The sequence below is a fragment of the Anaeromassilibacillus sp. D41t1_190614_C2 genome, from assembly GCF_015558525.1.
Lineage (GTDB): Bacteria > Bacillota > Clostridia > Oscillospirales > Acutalibacteraceae > Anaeromassilibacillus > Anaeromassilibacillus stercoravium.
The window spans coordinates 35677-52957 of sequence record NZ_JADMOD010000003.1 but is presented as its reverse complement, the minus strand read 5'-3'; the positions used below and the strand labels follow the sequence as shown (position 1 = coordinate 52957).

Below are 17281 nucleotides of genomic sequence, written 5' to 3'. Positions count from 1 at the left end.
GTCACTGCTTGTTTATGCCTGTATAATACGCATCAACACAGTCCTGGAATGTAAGGTCTTCTAAAATGTGAATAACATCCAAACCGGCAGTTCTGTTAATTTTAATTTTTCCAATTCTCTCAACCTGATATAAAACATCAAGCATGGAGATTGCATCGAGATTGAAGGTCTTGCCAATGTTGCAGGGAGCAGTTAGTAATTCATTGAGGCTAATTTCTTTAGCTCCTTTTGCCTGATCAACAATTACAGCTAAAGCGATCCATGGATCGATTGAGTTTGCGAGAGGTATCGCTTTCCGATATGTTTTCTTTTCTTTGCTGAGTGTGTCGATCAGTCCGAGTTCTCCAAATGGACAATCAATGTTGCTCTCTGGTGCTATGCGATTGGGGTTGGATTTATATCGCGGTAAATAAGTATTTATGATACACGAGAAATCATCGTTGAGGGATCGTATTGCAACACTTACCTCGCCTTCTTCCATGCGGATGCGTCTCTGCAAAAACTCTACGAAGTCATCTCTTGAGAACTCCGTCATATTAAACTCATTAAAGAAAAAATACCACGCAGTTGCCTCATCTTTATTTGAAGATAACCGATAATGGAGTAGGTATAGCGTACCCAATTCTTCTATGTAGCGATCATTTGTAAAGACACTATTTCCGAGAGAAGTAAAGGTTTGAACGCGCTTGCCGCTGCTCGGCTCTTCGGTTAAGCCCACTGCTTGAAGCCAATAGCGGAGAGCTTTAACCATGTTTGCGCCTATTCCGAGGACATCCATAGGGTTTTCGTCTTTAGCAACGAACACATCTGGTTTCTTCTGGACATACTTCATGCCCTTGCTAAGCCAACCTTTTCTTATAAAAAATGTATCATGGGCACGAAACTTCATTGCCATAAAAAAACCTCCATTGCTTACTTTGTCCTAAGATATTTGTCCATCATGCAGCCGCCGTCAAGATACTTTGCAGTCATACAAGCCTTACAATGGACGCATTTTTCCGGGTCGATGAAGTAACCGAAACTGCTAATAGTAATGGCACCAGCTCGACAAAGCGACTCACATTTCAAGCACTTTCTACAAGCGTTGAATTTCCTTATTTGATACCCAACCATGCGTTGTAAATCGTCATGGTCTGCAACATTCATTGTTCTAACTTTTACGGCATATTCATAACCGTCTTGACTAAAAGGTTGGAGAGAGAGAATTGGGATTTTTGTTTTGTGATCGAGAACAACAACTTCTCTTAGCAACTTTCTACCCAGTTCAGGTGCTACTCGTCCAAACGGTACAAACATCCCTATAAGCTCATCATCAAATGGTCTGACCAGCCGGTATATTTTGGCATGATCTTCGGCTGTGCAGTTTGTGAATCTAATCTTTACATCACTTGCTGATGCAAGACCATTGCCGCCTTGACGAGCTTTCCATTTTCCAGTATCTACATATACTTCGGGATCTGGTTTTCCTATTTTCTCTGCGAACTCCAACAAAAAGTTACGCCATTTTCTGGATTGCTCAGGCATATAGATTTTTGACAAAAACTGAGCGCGTTGGTTATTGTTAGGGCAGCACCAACAGCCTACACGATCGTAGCCGAGACGATAAGCGTCGTTGAAGTCTACATTTTCTGCGATTATGTAGAGCCAAATATCTATGTCTTTCCAGAAGAAAATCGGAGATGCCACTGTTTGCTGCTGAATCTTTACAGCATCGGCACTATCTTCAATTCGATTATATTTGCTCCGGCTTACAGACTCCGATTTCCTAATTCCATAGAATGTGAGTATTTGCTGACTACGGTACAAACTATTTATTACTCTTGTAATTGGTCCTGTTTTGAACATAGAACAGCACCAGCGCATCATTCTTGCAGGTGGTCCTATATCTTCGCAGACATCATAGAAGTTCTGATCGTCATTTTTGGCTACCTGAAAAATTGCATCAGGATGGTTATCCCGAAAACGCTGAGCATACTCTATTGTGCTTGGAAACTCTAATGTCGTGTTTCCAAATATATGAACAAGCGACGGGTTGCTCAAAGCCTTAACCGCCAAATCTGCTGTAACTGTCGAATCTTTGCCTCCTGAGAAAGACAAAACGATTCTTTCTTCGGGGAAGTTTTTGGCAGCTTTACGAATGAAGTTATGTGCTTCATCTATGAGATAATTTAACCGGTCACGGTTAGCCGAGACGAAGGTCGCCATGTGCTTATCAAAAAACTTGTATGTATTCTCACTCTGGTACTGATGCAGCAGCTCTGCGATTTTATCAGTGTCAACATTTTGGTATAGCCCGTTAGGAATTGAAATAGATTTGCCATCAATGTAATAACGATTGTTGCTTGCCCATACCGAGTTCTCAATATACTGATGCGGTTCTTTTTTCAGAAGAAGCTCAACAAGTAACCGCTCCTCGGGAAATACAGGACGAAGGTCAGCGGTCATATATTTTGTTTTACCCTTGCAGAGGGGGCAAGTACCTTTATCCGCTTGAGACGCCGTTTGAATTATTGGCGTGTGACAATGGTCGCACCAATATATTTCCACGGGGAGGTCCTCAATAGTTTGAGCACCACAAAGAGGGCAAATGCTATCGTTAGTTTCAATATTACAGTTGTTGCACCACATGAATGACCCCTCCTTTCGTGGAATTAGATTTACAGCTTCTCAACATAAGTATAGCAAATACAAAGTACAAAAAAATGGACTTATTCCCCTTCAATTTTTACAGCCTCACAAATATCGCCAATGTCGCAGTCCAAGTAATCGCAAATGCGCAGAAGGACAGAAAGAGCTACTTCCTCTCCTTTGTTAAGCTTACACATTGTTCCGGCAGAGATGCCGACATCCCTTTTTAGTGTAACTTTCGTAATGTCTTTTTGAATAAGCAGTACCCATAGCCGTTTATAGCTTATCTTCATATTACACCTCAAGCTTTCATGCACCAGTGTGGATACAGATATACAGCTTAAATTATAGCATACATATTCGGTGTTTTCAATTAGTTCCTCTGATAATTCACAAAAAAGTTTCAAGAACGCGAGCTATATAATCGTATCGTCTGTGGGAAATGTCTGAACATATTAGACGAAGAGCTATAACACTGGTCAAGCCTTAATTCAATATGAAAAAGCTCATCAATCCGTTACTCTTGATGGATTGATGAGCTTTTCATTATTCCAGTTCGCTTCTTCTCTTGGTTTTCTGCTCCTGAGATGCAACGGGCCTCAAATAACTATCGACATTCGCCTTGATAGTGTCGATTTGCTTGGCTTCCTTCTTGAGCTTGGCTCTTTTGTCATAGAGCCGCTGCTGCTCTTCGGTCAGTCGTTCTTGTTCTGCTTGTAGAGCCTTCATTCTGGGAAGTTTTCTATCACCCTGAACGGCAAGGAGCGTACTCTTTGCTGCCTCAAAGATCACTAACTCGGCTTCATGCTTTGCCCGGAATGCGGTCTTGTCTTTGGCTTTCTGATAGGCTTCATTGACCGGCTTGAGCCGCTGATAGTTGCCGATATTTTTGATTAGCGGCTGTATCTCCCGAAGTCTGGCTTCGACACCTTTCAGCTCCTTGCTGATGCGGTCATAGGAGCTGTGAATGTCCTCAGCCTTTGCTTCAAGGTCGGCATATTGGAGAAGGTTGTTCTCGGTGAGATAGTTGAGTGTTCGCGCAGCTTCTTTGAGAATTGTGAGCTTCGCTTTATGCTCGTAACCTTTGCTGCCGATGAGCTGGATGCGCTCCTGAATATCGCTGATGAGGGAGATACCACGGCGAGAGGTCTGCATCTGGCGCTTGCGGTTCCCGCGCCCCTGAATGCGCTCTTTGATCCGTTCCTCGGTGTAGTTGTCGCCGATGGTCTTTGCACGGGTAAAACGCTCCTGTCCCTCAGCACGGAAAGAGATGTATTTTCCGGTCTTGATTTCATATCCGGCTTCCTGCATGAGCTTCAAAAACTCATCGTAATCCTTCGCTGTGATGATGCAGCGGTCGATGGTCTGTTTGAGCTTTTGCTTCCAGCTCGTACCGCGTTTAGCCTCTGTGTATTCCTTGTAGTCCATGCCCTTGCTTTGTGATGGCGGGATCACGGAAAGTCCGTGCTCCTTACAGATTTCATCGCTGAGCTGGCGCATTTCCCGATATGTCCGCTTGTTACTCCGATAGGCATGGTAGTCTACAAAATTGATAGCGTTAAAGATGATGTGATTATGGCAATGCCCCTTGTCTATGTGGGTGGCGATCACATACTCATACTTGCCTTTCAGCCATTCGTCGGCAAACTGCTTTCCGATTTCATGCGCCATCTCCGGCGTGACTTCTCCGATGTCGAAGGATTGAATCAGGTGTCGGGCAATCACCTTCGGCATCTGCATTCCTTGCTGAGCAGCGAGATTTCGCGTCCACTCAAATTCCTTTGCCGCTGCGTCGCTGGCAGCACAGCCGAAAGAGGATACATAGAGCTGATCGTCAGTCTTCGCCGGGTCGAGGATGTAGGCAAGTGCCTTGTTTACAGTTCCTCGGATTGGCTTGATTTTAGTAACTGCCATATTTCCTTTTGCCTCTCTTTCAGCTCCACAACATCATCCTCATAGAGGTTTCCCTTTGAGTTGATGCGGCGACAAATCAGGTTGATATTTGACGCTGCACGGCTGACAGCGGATGCGAGCTTTTTTTGCTGCGTGTAGTCCACCTTGATGATGTAGCCGTCAATCGCCATCTTCCTGAGATACGCTCCCATATTCTTTGTTCCGAGCTGCGCCATCTTTGATTTGATGATCCGATGCTCATTTTCTGACACGCAGAACTCAATGCGGATTGGCCTTGTTCTATTTGCCATAGGCAATCTGTCCTTTCGTAAAGATAGAGGGTTTGGGAGACATCCCAACAAGCATTTTGAAGAGTAAGGGGAGGGTTCCCTTACTCGAAAATCGCCGTGTGTACGGACACCGGCTGTGCTTGCTATTCTCTCAAAATCGTATTCCCGGTGCTTCTCCCCGTAAAAATCCCCTTCACTTTACAACGGACATTTTATAAGGAAATTAGCGGTATGGAAGAGAAAAAAGGCGCTCGAAAGCGCCTTCCCTCATGCTTGTGCAGCTTATTTCTTTTTCCCTTTACCGCGTTTCTCGTAGTCCTCGTCAATCCGGCGCTTCCAATCTGCGCCGAGCGGGGCGCTGCAACGGACGGCGGAAATTGCCTCACTCAGCACCTCATAGTTGAGCTGCGTCCCGGCGCTGTCAGAGTGGTAATTGACGGCTCGGTCAGCTCCGATCCCAAAGTGCCGCGCCGTTTCCACCGCGTCAATGTTTGCGCCGAGGAACAGGAACTCCCAGCCATACTTTGCCTTCTGCCGCTCGATCATCTGCTTCACCCGGTCGCTGCTGTAAAACCGGCTCGCATTCTCCATTCCGTCCGTGGTGATAATAAACAGCGTATGCTCCGGGACATCCTCCGGTCGGGCGTACTTATGGACATTGCCGATGTGATGGATCGCACCGCCGATGGCATCCAGAAGAGCCGTGCAGCCCCGGACGGTATAGTCCCTGTCTGTCATCGGCTTGATGTCGTGGATGTTCACGCGGTCATGGATCACCTCGCTCATATTGTCGAAGAGGACTGTGGAGACAAGCGCTTCGCCGTCTGCCTTTCTCTGCTTCTCGATCATGGAGTTGAAGCCGCCGATGGTGTCGGCTTCCAGCCCGCTCATAGAGCCGCTGCGGTCAAGGATAAAGACGATCTCGGTTAAGTTCTTTTTCATGATGAATCCTCCCATATAGAAAAACTGTGACTGCTTTTGCTTACAGTCACAGTATAGGAGAAATCGTCTTCGGTTTGGTCGCATGGAAAGCGACATTCAAAACATATCGCGGAACAATTCGCTCTCGATGTCAGCGACATTATCCAGCGGGATTTTCGTCCCGTCCATGAGCATCATCAGGCGTTCAAACTCGTCTATCTTTTTGAGGTTTCCGCTCTTTGTCACATACGCCCCGCCGGACTTCTTTGCGTCCGGGACGAAGTAGGTGACGGTCAGCGCAGGATGGTCGCCAAGCCTTTCCATGAGGATCTGCTGCTTTCTGTCCAGCGCCTCTTTTTCCTCTTCACTGAGGTCGATCTTTTCATCTGTCAGCCGTCCTGTTTCATGAATTGCGTCATCGTACCCGGTGAGAGCGGCGAAAGGAGAGAACTGCGCGGCTCTGTCCAGCATCGGCATCTGCGGTCTTTTTGATGAGACATGGTGAGGGAGATTGATGATGTCCTTGTAATCATCGCTCATGCCTTGTGACCTCCAATCTGTTCATTCCGGTCCTTTGCCGTCGCTCCCTCCGAAAGATTCATCCCCTTGAGAATGGCGTTTTTCCCGAATTTCTTTTTGATGGTGAGCATGGCTTGCTGTACTTTCTTTTCCCGTGCCAGCTCTTCGTCTTCCTGCTTGCGCTTCGCGTCAAGCGCAGCATAATCGGTGAAGAGGTCAAGCTGCTCATAATTGTCCTTAGAAGAAGGAGCAGAGGCTTCGTCAATCACATGGGTCGCTGTGATGTTCAGCCGCCGGATGAGCAAGCTCTTGTCTGTAATCCGGTCGAATAATTCCCCGGCGGCATCCATGATCTGCTTCGTGGAAGAGGTGTAGCGTTCCAGATTGATTGTGCCGTGGGCGTGTTTCGGTATCTGCCGCCCGTAGTGATCCTTCACGACTTCGCCGCGATACTTCCTCCTGCGTTCCGGGTCGGTCAGGTTCTCAATGTCATAGCCTATCGTGACAACGAGCTGGTTAGTGACAAAGCCTTTGTCAACCAAGTCCATCGAGAGAAGGTCTGCCATTTCCCGGAGAACGAGCCGCGCTTTGTCTGCCTCATAAGGTTGGTGCAACACCTGTCCCGATCCCAAGCTGTTGCTTTCCGGTTTGTACGCCTTGACAGCTTCAACCGTGCAAGGCTCCCAGCCCCATGCGTGGTCAATCAGCAGCTCCGCATTCTTGCCGAAGAGCTTGTAAAGCAAGTCTTCATCTGTGATGGAACGACGGGCAACATCGCCCATCGTGAACATCCCGTTCTCTTCAAGCTTCTTGGCATATCCTTTGCCTACCCGCCAGAAATCGGTGAGGGGCTGGTGTGACCAAAGCGTCTTGCGATAACTCATCTCATCCAGCTCGGCAATGCGGACTCCGTTCTTATCTGCTGGAATGTGCTTGGCGACAATATCCATCGCCACTTTGCAGAGGTAGAGGTTTGATCCGATCCCCGCTGTTGCCGTGATACCGGTTGTCGAGAGGACATCCAGAATGATCTTCATGGCGAGGTCATGGGGAGACAGCTTGTAGGTGGCGAGGTAGTCGGTGACATCCATGAACACCTCGTCGATGGAGTAGACGATGATGTCCTCCGGCGCAACATACTTCATGTAAACCTGATAGATGCGGGTGCTGTGCTCCATGTAGTAAGCCATGCGCGGCGGCGCGATGATGAAGTCAATGGCAAGGGACGGATTCTCTTGCAGCTCGGAGAAGAGATACGACGAGCCTTCCAGCTTTCGCCCCGGCGCGTCATGCTGCCGTCCGGCGTTTGCTTCCTTGACGCGCTGCTTGACTTCAAACAGCCTCCCACGCCCGGAGATACCGTAGCTCTTGAGAGAGGGTGTGACCGCAAGGCAGATGGTCTTGTCCGTCCGGCTCTCGTCCGCAACGACGAGGTTTGTGTCCAGCGGGTCTAAGTTTCTCTCGCGGCATTCAACCGAAGCATAAAAGCTTTTCAGATCGATTGCGATATAGGTGCGCTGCTTCATGCTCCGGCTGCCTCCTTTCAACGGTATCAGCTTTGTTTGGCTTTTCTCTTTATCTTGGGCGCGGTTGCGTCATAGCTCATATCCAGCAACATTTTTATCTGTTCGTCCGGCACACTGCCGTCTAAGGCGACTGAGACCCAGTTCGCTTTGCTCATGTGGTAAGCCGGGAAGATGCCGGGTTCTTTCCGCAGCGAGCCGATGAGGATGGGGTCGCATTTGAGGTTTACCACATCAAGAGCATCTGCACCCCTTAATCCCAGCTTGTTTTTAGGCACATCCATCACAACCGCAAACCATTTACGGTTATTTGAATGCCGGAACACACAGAAGAGTGGATGCTTTGCGAAGAGGTATTCCTCATCAACGCCATATTCATCTGAAATATATTGTATGAACTGTTCGCGGTTCATTGCTCTCTGATCCTCCTTTATGACTTAGGACGATATGACACCTTTGCTTATGAGCGCTTTTATCTCAGGGGAACTTTCCCGTACCTCACCCATAACAAGCCGTAGGTATAGCAATAAACTCTCTATATCCGTTCTATTTAGAGTGACGGATAGGTAGTTGGCGGTCAGTCCATCGTGCCAGAATGAGATTTTCCACTCCATATCAATATCGACAATTTCACAGCCTGGTCTGACATATAGGACCTTAGGATCAAGCCGCAAATCCTTCTTCGGGTTGAGGATGAAATTGAAATCCGGCTCAATGCAGTTAAACTCAGTCGGGGCAGTAAGCCGGTCGTTTAACAGATCATCCAGCGATTTTGCAAGGTCTTCAATTTCGCGGGCAAGGAAAACCTCACTATCATCTTCACAATAATTGAGCCACTTGTCGGCTACAAAAGAGAAATCGGTTTTACACCACACCGAAAGCCAGTCCTCTTCGGATGTCCTACGATAATTCCTGATCTGCATGGACAGCCTTATGCCACTTAAATTGAGTTTCAGCCACATAGTTTCTCCTTACGCTCCAAGCAAACTCTGGTCAAAGGCGAACAAAGCCTCATTGATCTCGAAGACATTGTAGTTCCCGTGCTCAATGAAATACTCAATGATGATGTCAAACTTGTTGGAGTGTGAGAGGGCAAAACCTGCCTTCATGAGCATTTCTTTCGTTTCATCCAGCGGAAGTTCCAAGGCAATCGCAAAGGCGAGCGCCGTGGGCTTCGACGGCTTATACAGCTTGTCTGAGCGGATCTTCGAGAAGAGCTTGCGGTCGATGTTCGCTTTCTTGTAGCACTGCGCGTCGGTCATGCCTTTCTCGTCGATTTTCCGAAGCAGCATTTCAGAAAAGCTCTCGTCGATCTGCGAAAGAGCATCGTCAAGACTTTTCGTGCTTGCCGCCATTGGAGCGCCACATATTGCTTCCTCCGAAAGCATCTGCATCCGGCGAAGCTGTGAAGCGCGGCTATCCGTATGCGCATCCACATAAGTATCGTCTATGTATGCGGCAATGTCGGAGAACAGCTTCTCGCCGATCTGATATGCCTTGCGGTCGAAGATGACGATATAGACCGTCATGTCATTTTCCAGAAGAAAGTCGCTGATCGTGTCTATGGCGACTTTCAACGCCTGGTCTTTCGGGTAGCCATAGATGCCCGATGAGATTAGCGGAAAGGCAACCGTCTCACAGCCGTGCTCCTTCGCCAGTGCAAGAGAAGTGCGGTAACAGGAGACAAGCTTTTCCCGTTCTCCGTGCTTGCCGTCCCGCCAGCGCGGGCCGACGGCGTGGATCACATACTTGCAGGGAAGCCTATATCCCTTTGTGATTTTCGCGCTGCCGGTTTCGCAGCCGCCCAGCATCTTACACTCGGCAAGCAGCTCCGGTCCTGCAGCCCGATGGATGCAGCCGTCAACACCGCCGCCTCCCAGAAGGGAACTGTTTGCCGCGTTAACGATAGCATCAACCTTCATCTTTGTGATGTCGTTTCGTACAATTTGAAGGGGCACAATTCCACCCGCCTTTCAACTTTTCAAAATCACCCATCTTCATTGTCAACTTTACAATGGGAAGTCATCAAAATAACGCTATATCTATTTTGTATTCACCATCAATCAGTATATAGTCCAGATCATTTTCTTTCGCAAGAGACAAGGTACGCGCATTATCTTTCAACACATTATCTAAAGTACAATCCTCATCATCTAAACGGTTTTCAATAACATTTGCAAATTGTTTTATGTCATCGAAATGCATTCTTATGTAGTTTTCACTCATCGCAAGGCAATAGCCTCGTATATCTTTGCGGTATTCGTCAGTAAAATCTTTTTTCCAGTCAAATGGAATGTAGCATCCCTCAATAATCAAATTTTGCCGATTTTCAATCACGGTTTTAATTATTTCCCGGACAATCGGCCATAAAAACATCGTCAATTCGGTATCATCGCTCACAGGTGTAAGCTGTGTGTTTCCACTGCGAATCATCCCCATTTTCAAATGGTCAATCGACAGATACGGATAGTTGTATTTTTCGAGGAGTTTTTGAGCCAACAGAGTTTTTCCTGTGTGAGACGCACCGGTAATCAAAATAATCACTTTTGTTTCACTGCTCCTATATAGGGCTTGCTGCTCTTTATATCAGATCTTTAGAAGAGCAAGCACGCTTATTTATTCTTGTGTTTCTACAATGCCAAAGTCGATCAGAATGTTCTTGTCAGCATTCGGTGGATAGACGATGCCCGTCATTTCGTACTGATAGCGGCGCACCTTCCGAAAGTCTTTGATCGGCTCCGGTGCATAAGCCGCTGTCTCGCAGCGCTCATATTCCGGCATACCGGCAAGGTCATCCGCTGCCGCTTTAATCAGCACATCGGTCACATCGTCAATGTCTTTTCCGTACTCAACGGCAACCAATTCGTGCTTCTTGACATCCTTCTCAAGATTCCCAAAAGAGCGGTAGAGAAGATATTTCATGGGTTCAGTCCTCCTTGTGTTTTTCATCGTCCAAAACTTTTTCCAATAAGGCGGTGAGCGTGGCGGCAATCAGTTCATAACTGATTGCGTCAGGGTCTTTCTGAATTAAGTAGCTGGCTACTGCCTTAAATGCGGTTGTTTTGTCCACATGAGTTTCATTGTCGAACCGGTCGAGGATTTCCCCAATCAAACGGACAACGGCTTCATCTTCTTCGCTGATACCCATATTGAGCATAGCCGCCAGCTCTTCGTCCTCAGCAAGCGTTTCAAATTTCAGATAGTCGCCGTATTCCTCCGACATGATTTCCTCAAAATAATTGATCATAACATGAAAACGGAACTTGCTGTCTTCCTGCGTGGTAATGCAGCAATAATGCGCCTTTTCCCCGATGTCTTTTAGGAGCGACATATCCTCCGAATCATCAAACTCAAGCATAGGCAGCGTCAGGTCGATGTGAGCATCCCAATGTTCAAAGTCAACGACACCATGAATCTTGCCGTGATGACGCTTTGCAAACTCATCGCATCTTTCCAACAAATACTCGTAGTTTTCCTTATCCTTCGGGACTATCACCTTTGGGATAGCATCCATCTTCTTTGAAAACTCTTCTAAAAAGCCACCGGGGGCGTTTACCCGGTCAAAAATTGCTTGAGCCAGTGGGTCAGGCTTGTCTTCTTCATAGTTACGGTCGAACACAATGTTCTCCATTTTCTCCATCGTTTTACTCACTCCCAACTTTAACAAATCAGTTTTGGCGCAAATTGCGGATGACAGCCAGAGAAAGAATATTTAAGTATAGATAGCCCAGCTCATGGATGAAGTCCACATCAATCTCAAGGAAGGTGGTGCGGAGCTGTGTATAGACAAGGCGGAACAGATCCATCTCCGGCGGGGTATCAAACAGGTTCAGGCTAAGGATGGCTGTTTCTGCTTCCTCCCATGTTTGAGAAGCCTCAATCTCTGAGCTGGTCATAACAGCCGCCAGAATTTCACTGACCGCCAGTTTCCCGTCTACCGGCTCAATTTCGCCTTTGAGCTGCCGGAGTACATCTGCCTTCTCCTTGAGGGGGACGATTTCGCAGCTATCGTCAAGCTCAATGGCGATAACCTCCGCAATGCACTCACGCCAAACAGCGTACCCCGCGTTGATGATGCCGTCTTCTTCCTTGGTCTGCGCGTAGTCTTCACAGTATTCGTCATAGAAGCTCTTCCCGTCCAATTCGTGGTGAGCGCAGTAGATGTGCGCCAGCTCATGCAGGAAGATATGGAGCAGTTCAACTGGATGATAGGGTATGTCCGTGCGGAGCAGGATGCCGTCCTTACCGCCGTTATCTATCCCGATAAAAGAGGATGCCCGGAAATCAAAATAGCCTTCCTCCTGATACCGGTCGTTCAGTCGGTAAGGAAAATACTTGGAGCAGAACTGCTCGAAAATTTCCTTCTGATCCTCTGTCATGAAACAGGTAAGGATGATGTTATCCCCTGTGAAATCAGCATCCATCCTGTCGTTAAAAATCTCTATGGCACGGGCAAGATAGGAGTCATAGTTCAAATCGTTCGTCGCCTCCATCGTAAAGTCTTTATTTCAGGAAGTCGCTCTTATGTTCAATGCGCCGGAGGTCATACCCGGTTTCCGCCAAGTGGGCGATTTTCAATGCGACAAGGTTAATGTCCGTTTCCATCGCCCGTGCGATCTGTTCGGATGTATAGCCATAGCCATAGATGTACTCAAGGATCTCATCAGTGTCGAGCAGGATTTCTGCTGCGACGATGTTTGCCTCATACTCCGGCTTTGTGGTCATGTCGTACAACATGAACTCCTGTATTGCGCTTCCTTTCGCCAGATTGCGGTGCAACTGGTCATGCCCAAGCTCGTGAGCGCAGACGATCCGTTGCATCTGACCGCTTAGGTTTTCGTTTATGAAGATAAAACGGCTGCGCTTGATCACCCGATACATCCCTTTCAGAGGGCCGAAGTCCTCACAGAACAGGACTTCAATGCCAAGCTGCCGCGCTATGCTAAATGGATCTCGCGTTCCGCAGCGCTTTACAAGCCTGCTGCCGACCTTCGAGAAATTTTCAGCATTCATCGTCTCACCTCCCGCTGATGGGGGCATCGCAAACAGCGAATAGCCTCACTGTTCGCTTGTCCCCTTACGGTATTTCTTTGGAGTGTATTTCTTGTTTTTCTCTTTGGCAATCCAATAGGCTTCGTTCAGCGCCTTCATCGCGCCATCGAGCGCTTCGTCACTGAGCCGACCACCGGCGAACATACCAGTCACTTCACTGACAAGCTCATCTATATCTTTGGCTGCTTTGGAGCCACCCTTCTCATGCGCCGCGACAACAAGCATTCCACTTTGCCCAAGCAGATACTCAGGAGTGGTGTCTAAAACCGTCGCTAATTTCTCGACAACCTCGTACTTCGTAGGCTTGCGGGTACCCAACTCATAATTCTGAATAGTCCTTGCGCTTATCGACACTTTTTCCGCAAGCTGCACCTGTGTGAGATTCGCTTCCAACCTTTTTTCCCTTAGTCTGTCCTTGAAGCTCATAAGGCACCTCTTTCTAAAAATTTTTGTGAACACGAACAGAAGTTTCGCTAAAGTGGTTGACACGAAAATTTCGTTCGTGCTATACTCTTTGCAAACACGAAAGTACCGTTCGTGTTAATGATACCACACGAACAGTGCGGGTGTCAACAGAAACAAACGAGTTATGCGCGGTTTTGCGTAACTTTCAGGACAATAGGAGGTAGGCTATGACGAACACACATTGCCGGAAGGCGTATGTTTCGGTCAACTTGGATGTTGACGAAGAAGGAGTATGTCATCCCCGGTTCATCCGCTGGGAAAACGGCCTGATTTTTCAGATTGACCAAATCCTGTACAAATGCCGTGCAGCTTCTAAAAAAGTTGGAGGCGGCGGTATTCGTTATACTGTGATGATCCGTGGGAGGGAATCGTACCTCTTTCAGGAGGGAACAAAATGGTTTGTAGAAGCAAAGGAGGGAGCCAGATGATTTTATCGCACAAAGAGATTGAAGAAATCGCTGCGGCGGTTACAAAAGATTTTAACGAGTTCTTTTTCGGACCCGATACGGATGGGAGGCGATTGCCTCGCGGTACGCCGATTGACCAGTTTGCCCGTGAATATCTCGACCTGAATGTTTCGTTCGCTTATCTGTCTGAGGACGGAAGCATCTGCGGACTGACAGCTTACACCGATACCGAGTACATCGTGGAGGACAGAGGCTTTCAGCGCAAAATCCCGCTGCACCGAAACGAAGTCCTGATGGATAGGAACTTTATCGAGCCTTCACAGGTTCGCAAGCTCTGCGGGAAACGGCGGTTTACACTTGCCCATGAGTGCGCTCATCAAATCCTGTTCCAGATGGAGACAGACAAAATCCGGGAAGCTTGTCGGCGGAAATACTCCGCCCGGACAGCCTATTCGCTCCGGGAACTAAAGACCCGCGAGGACTGGAATGAATGGCAAGCCAATGTCTTAGGCGCGGCCATCCTGATGCCCCAGCGGGAAATCGATCTTGCCGTTGCATACTATGCCAGGGGGCGGAAGCTCATCAGCTATGATGGCACCTATGCCTATTGGGATAAGGTTGCCCTTGATATGATCTGCCAGCAGTTCGGCGTTTCCAAGACAGCCGCCGTCATCCGGCTGAAACAGCTCGGCCACTTGGAAACCCGGCCATACAGTGAGTATAGCGATCCGTTGGAGGTATGGGCATGAAGAAAAGCATTCGTGTCTCAGAGCCTTCACCTGAGATGCAGGAGAAAATCCGCAGGGCGCGAAGCGCCATTGTAAACCAGAAGATGCGTATGGTGAAGTGTCCCTATTGTGGGCATAACGCTATCGCCGTATTCGAGGATTCCCGTGGTCACATACAGGCCAAGTGCAAAGCCTGTGGCCGGGAAACCGTGTTCGATGTGATCAGTATGAGACGGTTATTGCTCCACCTTCACAGAAGGTAAGGAGATAACAAATACAATTCAATATATGATAGCTGTGCTGTGGAGCCGCTGATTGGTGAGTCTTCCTAGCTCCGATTTCATTTGCAATCGTTATTCTGTCACGGAAATGGCAGGAAAAACTCAACCAAAAACACATGAACGCCAGACTGGAGCTTGCAGAGGGTATTCAGGAGTGTTTGGAAACTGTACAGGATATAAAAGCCTGCAATCAGGAAGAAGATTATCTTCGCAAATTGGACGCAAAGATGGATGCCGCAGAAAAAGCACAAATTTCATCCGAAATGACAACGGCAAGTCTGCTGACAACCGGCCAGATGTTTTTACGGCTCGGTTTGGCAACGGTGATTGTAGTAGGTAACGGTCTTGTGGTAAGTGGAGGTACCTCTCTGTTTACCTATATTCTGTTTTTGATTGCTGCCTCCCGCCTTTATGATCCGCTTTCCGGGGCGATGTCAAATATGGCGGAGCTGTTCTCTGTACAGCTTCAGGTAAACCGTTTGAAAGAAATAGAGGAATACCCGGAAGAAACCGGCGAGAAGAATATCCATACAAACGGGTACGATATTACATTCGATCATGTCCAGTTTTCTTACGAAAAGGGCAAACCGGTACTGAAGGATGTTTCGTTTACTGCAAAACAGGGACAGGTCACGGCATTGGTTGGCCCGTCCGGCGGCGGCAAAAGTACAGTCGCAAAACTGGCAGCCAAATTTTATCCTCTGGACGGAGGAAGAATATTGTTGGGTGGAACCGATATTGCTCCGCTAAATTCAACCATGTTGATGAAAAACTTCTCTATCGTTTTTCAAGATGTTGTGCTGTTTAATAACACCATCATGGAAAATATTCGCGTTGGCAAAAAGGACGCTACGGACGAGGAAGTGATTGTCGCAGCTAAAGCAGCGCAGTGTGATGAATTTATTTCAAAATTACCTGACGGCTATCAGACAGTGATTGGAGAAAACGGCTCTACGCTATCAGGCGGTGAATGCCAGCGGCTTTCCATCGCACGCGCTCTTTTGAAAGATGCTCCTGTTATTCTTCTCGATGAAGCTACTGCTTCTCTTGATGTAGATAACGAAACTGAAATTCAAAACGCAATATCCAGGCTGGTAAAAGGCAAGACGGTTCTTATTATCGCTCATCGAATGAGGACGGTGGAGGCTGCCGATAACATTGTTGTATTGTCAGATGGTATTGTAGCCGAAAACGGGACTCACGAAGAACTTATGAAAGAAAATGGCCTCTATCATAGACTGGTCGATTTACAGACAGCTTCTGCAAATTGGAAGTTAAGCGTTTAATTCGTAATAAGGAGGTACTGATGAAACTTCATGCGTCCGGGGAGGACTACCTGGAAACCATCCTTGTTCTCCAAAAGAAACTCGGTATGGTACGCTCCGTAGATGTGGCCCGGCACATGGAGGTGTCAAAGCCCAGCGTGTGCCATGCGGTGGCGACCCTGCGGGACGGCGGCTTTCTCACGATGGACAAGGATCACTTTCTCCATCTGACCGATGTGGGCCGCGAGGTTGCCGAAAAAATCTATGAGCGCCATTGCTTTTTTACCGAGCAACTTATCGCGGCAGGCGTTGACCCAAAAACTGCGGAGGCCGATGCCTGCCGGATTGAACACATCATCAGCGATGAGAGCTTTTCGCGGCTGAAAGAGGCAGCCGCACAAGACCAAGAATAAACCGAATAAGACAAGCTATCCTGCCCCGCCAGACGGGGAAAGAAAAAACCGTTGCAGGGCAGGCAGCTTCGTGCGCCCATAATGGATTTTCAGGGTACTGCGGCGGTTTTGAGTAACATCAAGGCCGCCGTTCCTTATGCCCTCGACAAAGGAGTGACGCCTACACGCTGACACGGCGGCTTTAGGAGGGAGCCGCCATGAAGCACACTGACCGCCGACAAATTCAGACGATGTTTGCACTATCGTCAAAAAAAGCCCGGCCACCGAACAGGCCCCGTCTGGCAGCCAGTGCGAAAATTGTCACAATGTAACTGAATACCGTATTTTTTGCGCTCGAATAGCTTCATGCTGTCCGGGCGCTTTTTCATACCTGTGGGGATGGAACATCGGGTCAACATGGCCTGAACCCTGTCCCCGGTGCCGCTCCCCGCCGCTCCGTTCAGATTTTCCCGCAAAAATCTGAACGGAGGAAAGGCCGATGGAAGTCACCATCCATTACAACGGACAAGCTGTGGCCGTGGAGGTCACGCTGGAAGTCTATGAATTTCTTGACCGGGCTGACCACAAAGCCGAGAACCTGTCCCATGAGCAGCGGCGGCATTGGGATGGCCGGGAGTTTGACGAATACATAGTTGCCACCGAGGGCGCGGGTATCTACGGCGAAACGCTGGAGGACTACCTTTGCCGCATGGAAACGCTGGGCGAGCTGATGGCCGTCCTGGATACCTGCACCGAGGCACAGCGCCGCCGGTTCCTGCTCTATGCCCTGGACGGGCTGACTTTTTCGGAGATCGCTGCCCTGTGCGGCTGCTCCAAGAGTTCGGTGCAAGGCTCCATTGAAGCGGTCAGAAAAATTTTCAAAAAAATTTTGAGAAACCACCCATACGAATGACCCC

General features: G+C 48.2%; 22 protein-coding genes. 5 read left to right on the top strand and 17 right to left on the bottom strand.

The features are described from left to right. Position 1: 1 nt before the first annotated feature. The 17 genes from I2G69_RS04475 to I2G69_RS04395 form a co-directional block, all read right to left on the bottom strand. Positions 2–895 carry a DUF4007 family protein gene (locus I2G69_RS04475; protein ID WP_113998536.1) on the bottom strand — a complete coding sequence of 298 codons (894 nt, stop codon included), beginning with the start codon at positions 893–895 and terminating at the stop codon, positions 2–4. A gap of 17 nt (positions 896–912) precedes the next feature. Beyond that, entirely contained in the window at positions 913–2628 is a 1716-nt protein-coding gene (locus I2G69_RS04470) for a phosphoadenosine phosphosulfate reductase domain-containing protein (RefSeq protein ID WP_113998537.1), read from the bottom strand. 80 nt (positions 2629–2708) lie between these two features. Continuing rightward, the gene (locus I2G69_RS04465; protein ID WP_113998538.1) at positions 2709–2921 is read right to left on the bottom strand and encodes a helix-turn-helix domain-containing protein; all 213 of its coding nucleotides are present in this window, start codon (positions 2919–2921) and stop codon (positions 2709–2711) included. 253 nt (positions 2922–3174) lie between these two features. After that, positions 3175–4542 (bottom strand): relaxase/mobilization nuclease domain-containing protein, encoded by a 1368-nt coding sequence (locus I2G69_RS04460; protein ID WP_195560290.1) that lies wholly within the window; start codon positions 4540–4542, stop codon positions 3175–3177. Further along, positions 4503–4832: a plasmid mobilization protein gene (locus I2G69_RS04455; RefSeq protein WP_195560289.1), complete on the bottom strand. Its 330-nt coding sequence runs from the start codon at positions 4830–4832 to the stop codon at positions 4503–4505. Before I2G69_RS04455 ends, I2G69_RS04460 begins: the two co-directional genes overlap by 40 nt. Before the next feature lie 261 nt (positions 4833–5093). Then, entirely contained in the window at positions 5094–5753 is a 660-nt protein-coding gene (locus I2G69_RS04450; RefSeq protein ID WP_044986821.1) for a vWA domain-containing protein, read from the bottom strand. 96 nt (positions 5754–5849) lie between these two features. After that, the gene (locus tag I2G69_RS04445) at positions 5850–6272 is read right to left on the bottom strand and encodes a hypothetical protein (protein WP_004611981.1); all 423 of its coding nucleotides are present in this window, start codon (positions 6270–6272) and stop codon (positions 5850–5852) included. Next, complete coding sequence (locus I2G69_RS04440; protein ID WP_195560288.1) at positions 6269–7777, bottom strand: Y-family DNA polymerase; 1509 nt, start codon at positions 7775–7777, stop codon at positions 6269–6271. The genes I2G69_RS04445 and I2G69_RS04440 overlap by 4 nt, the downstream gene beginning before the upstream one ends. 26 nt (positions 7778–7803) lie before the next feature. Further along, positions 7804–8187, bottom strand: coding sequence for an MmcQ/YjbR family DNA-binding protein (locus I2G69_RS04435; RefSeq protein WP_195560287.1), 384 nt, complete (start codon positions 8185–8187; stop codon positions 7804–7806). 24 nt (positions 8188–8211) lie between these two features. Beyond that, the gene (locus I2G69_RS04430) at positions 8212–8736 is read right to left on the bottom strand and encodes a WapI family immunity protein (RefSeq protein WP_195560286.1); all 525 of its coding nucleotides are present in this window, start codon (positions 8734–8736) and stop codon (positions 8212–8214) included. A gap of 9 nt (positions 8737–8745) precedes the next feature. Further along, a complete protein-coding gene (locus tag I2G69_RS04425; protein WP_195560285.1) occupies positions 8746–9732 on the bottom strand; it encodes an O-acetyl-ADP-ribose deacetylase in 987 nt (328 codons plus the stop codon). A gap of 67 nt (positions 9733–9799) precedes the next feature. After that, positions 9800–10318, bottom strand: a complete 519-nt coding sequence (locus I2G69_RS04420) for a zeta toxin family protein (protein ID WP_195560284.1) — start codon at positions 10316–10318, stop codon at positions 9800–9802. Positions 10319–10390: 72 nt separating this feature from the next. After that, positions 10391–10696, bottom strand: a complete 306-nt coding sequence (locus tag I2G69_RS04415; protein ID WP_195560283.1) for a carboxylate--amine ligase — start codon at positions 10694–10696, stop codon at positions 10391–10393. A gap of 4 nt (positions 10697–10700) precedes the next feature. After that, a complete protein-coding gene (locus I2G69_RS04410) occupies positions 10701–11414 on the bottom strand; it encodes a hypothetical protein (protein WP_195560282.1) in 714 nt (237 codons plus the stop codon). A gap of 28 nt (positions 11415–11442) precedes the next feature. Next, positions 11443–12267, bottom strand: a complete 825-nt coding sequence (locus I2G69_RS04405; protein WP_243254826.1) for a hypothetical protein — start codon at positions 12265–12267, stop codon at positions 11443–11445. A 10-nt stretch (positions 12268–12277) separates the two neighbouring features. Further along, positions 12278–12787, bottom strand: coding sequence for an ImmA/IrrE family metallo-endopeptidase (locus I2G69_RS04400; RefSeq protein ID WP_195560281.1), 510 nt, complete (start codon positions 12785–12787; stop codon positions 12278–12280). Positions 12788–12832: 45 nt separating this feature from the next. Further along, positions 12833–13252, bottom strand: coding sequence for a helix-turn-helix domain-containing protein (locus I2G69_RS04395; protein ID WP_195560280.1), 420 nt, complete (start codon positions 13250–13252; stop codon positions 12833–12835). 206 nt (positions 13253–13458) lie between these two features. On the opposite strand from I2G69_RS04395, the gene I2G69_RS04390 reads away from it, so the two are divergent. The 5 genes from I2G69_RS04390 (at position 13459) to I2G69_RS04370 (ending at position 17277) form a co-directional block, all read left to right on the top strand. Next, positions 13459–13719, top strand: a complete 261-nt coding sequence (locus I2G69_RS04390; RefSeq protein WP_004611994.1) for a hypothetical protein — start codon at positions 13459–13461, stop codon at positions 13717–13719. Beyond that, positions 13716–14447 (top strand): ImmA/IrrE family metallo-endopeptidase, encoded by a 732-nt coding sequence (locus tag I2G69_RS04385; RefSeq protein ID WP_195560279.1) that lies wholly within the window; start codon positions 13716–13718, stop codon positions 14445–14447. Before I2G69_RS04390 ends, I2G69_RS04385 begins: the two co-directional genes overlap by 4 nt. A 316-nt stretch (positions 14448–14763) precedes the next feature. Further along, positions 14764–15993 (top strand): ABC transporter ATP-binding protein, encoded by a 1230-nt coding sequence (locus I2G69_RS04380; protein WP_330610125.1) that lies wholly within the window; start codon positions 14764–14766, stop codon positions 15991–15993. A gap of 20 nt (positions 15994–16013) precedes the next feature. Then, positions 16014–16385 (top strand): metal-dependent transcriptional regulator, encoded by a 372-nt coding sequence (locus I2G69_RS04375; protein ID WP_195560278.1) that lies wholly within the window; start codon positions 16014–16016, stop codon positions 16383–16385. 478 nt (positions 16386–16863) lie between these two features. Further along, a complete protein-coding gene (locus I2G69_RS04370; protein WP_195560277.1) occupies positions 16864–17277 on the top strand; it encodes an RNA polymerase sigma factor in 414 nt (137 codons plus the stop codon). Positions 17278–17281 lie beyond the last annotated feature (4 nt).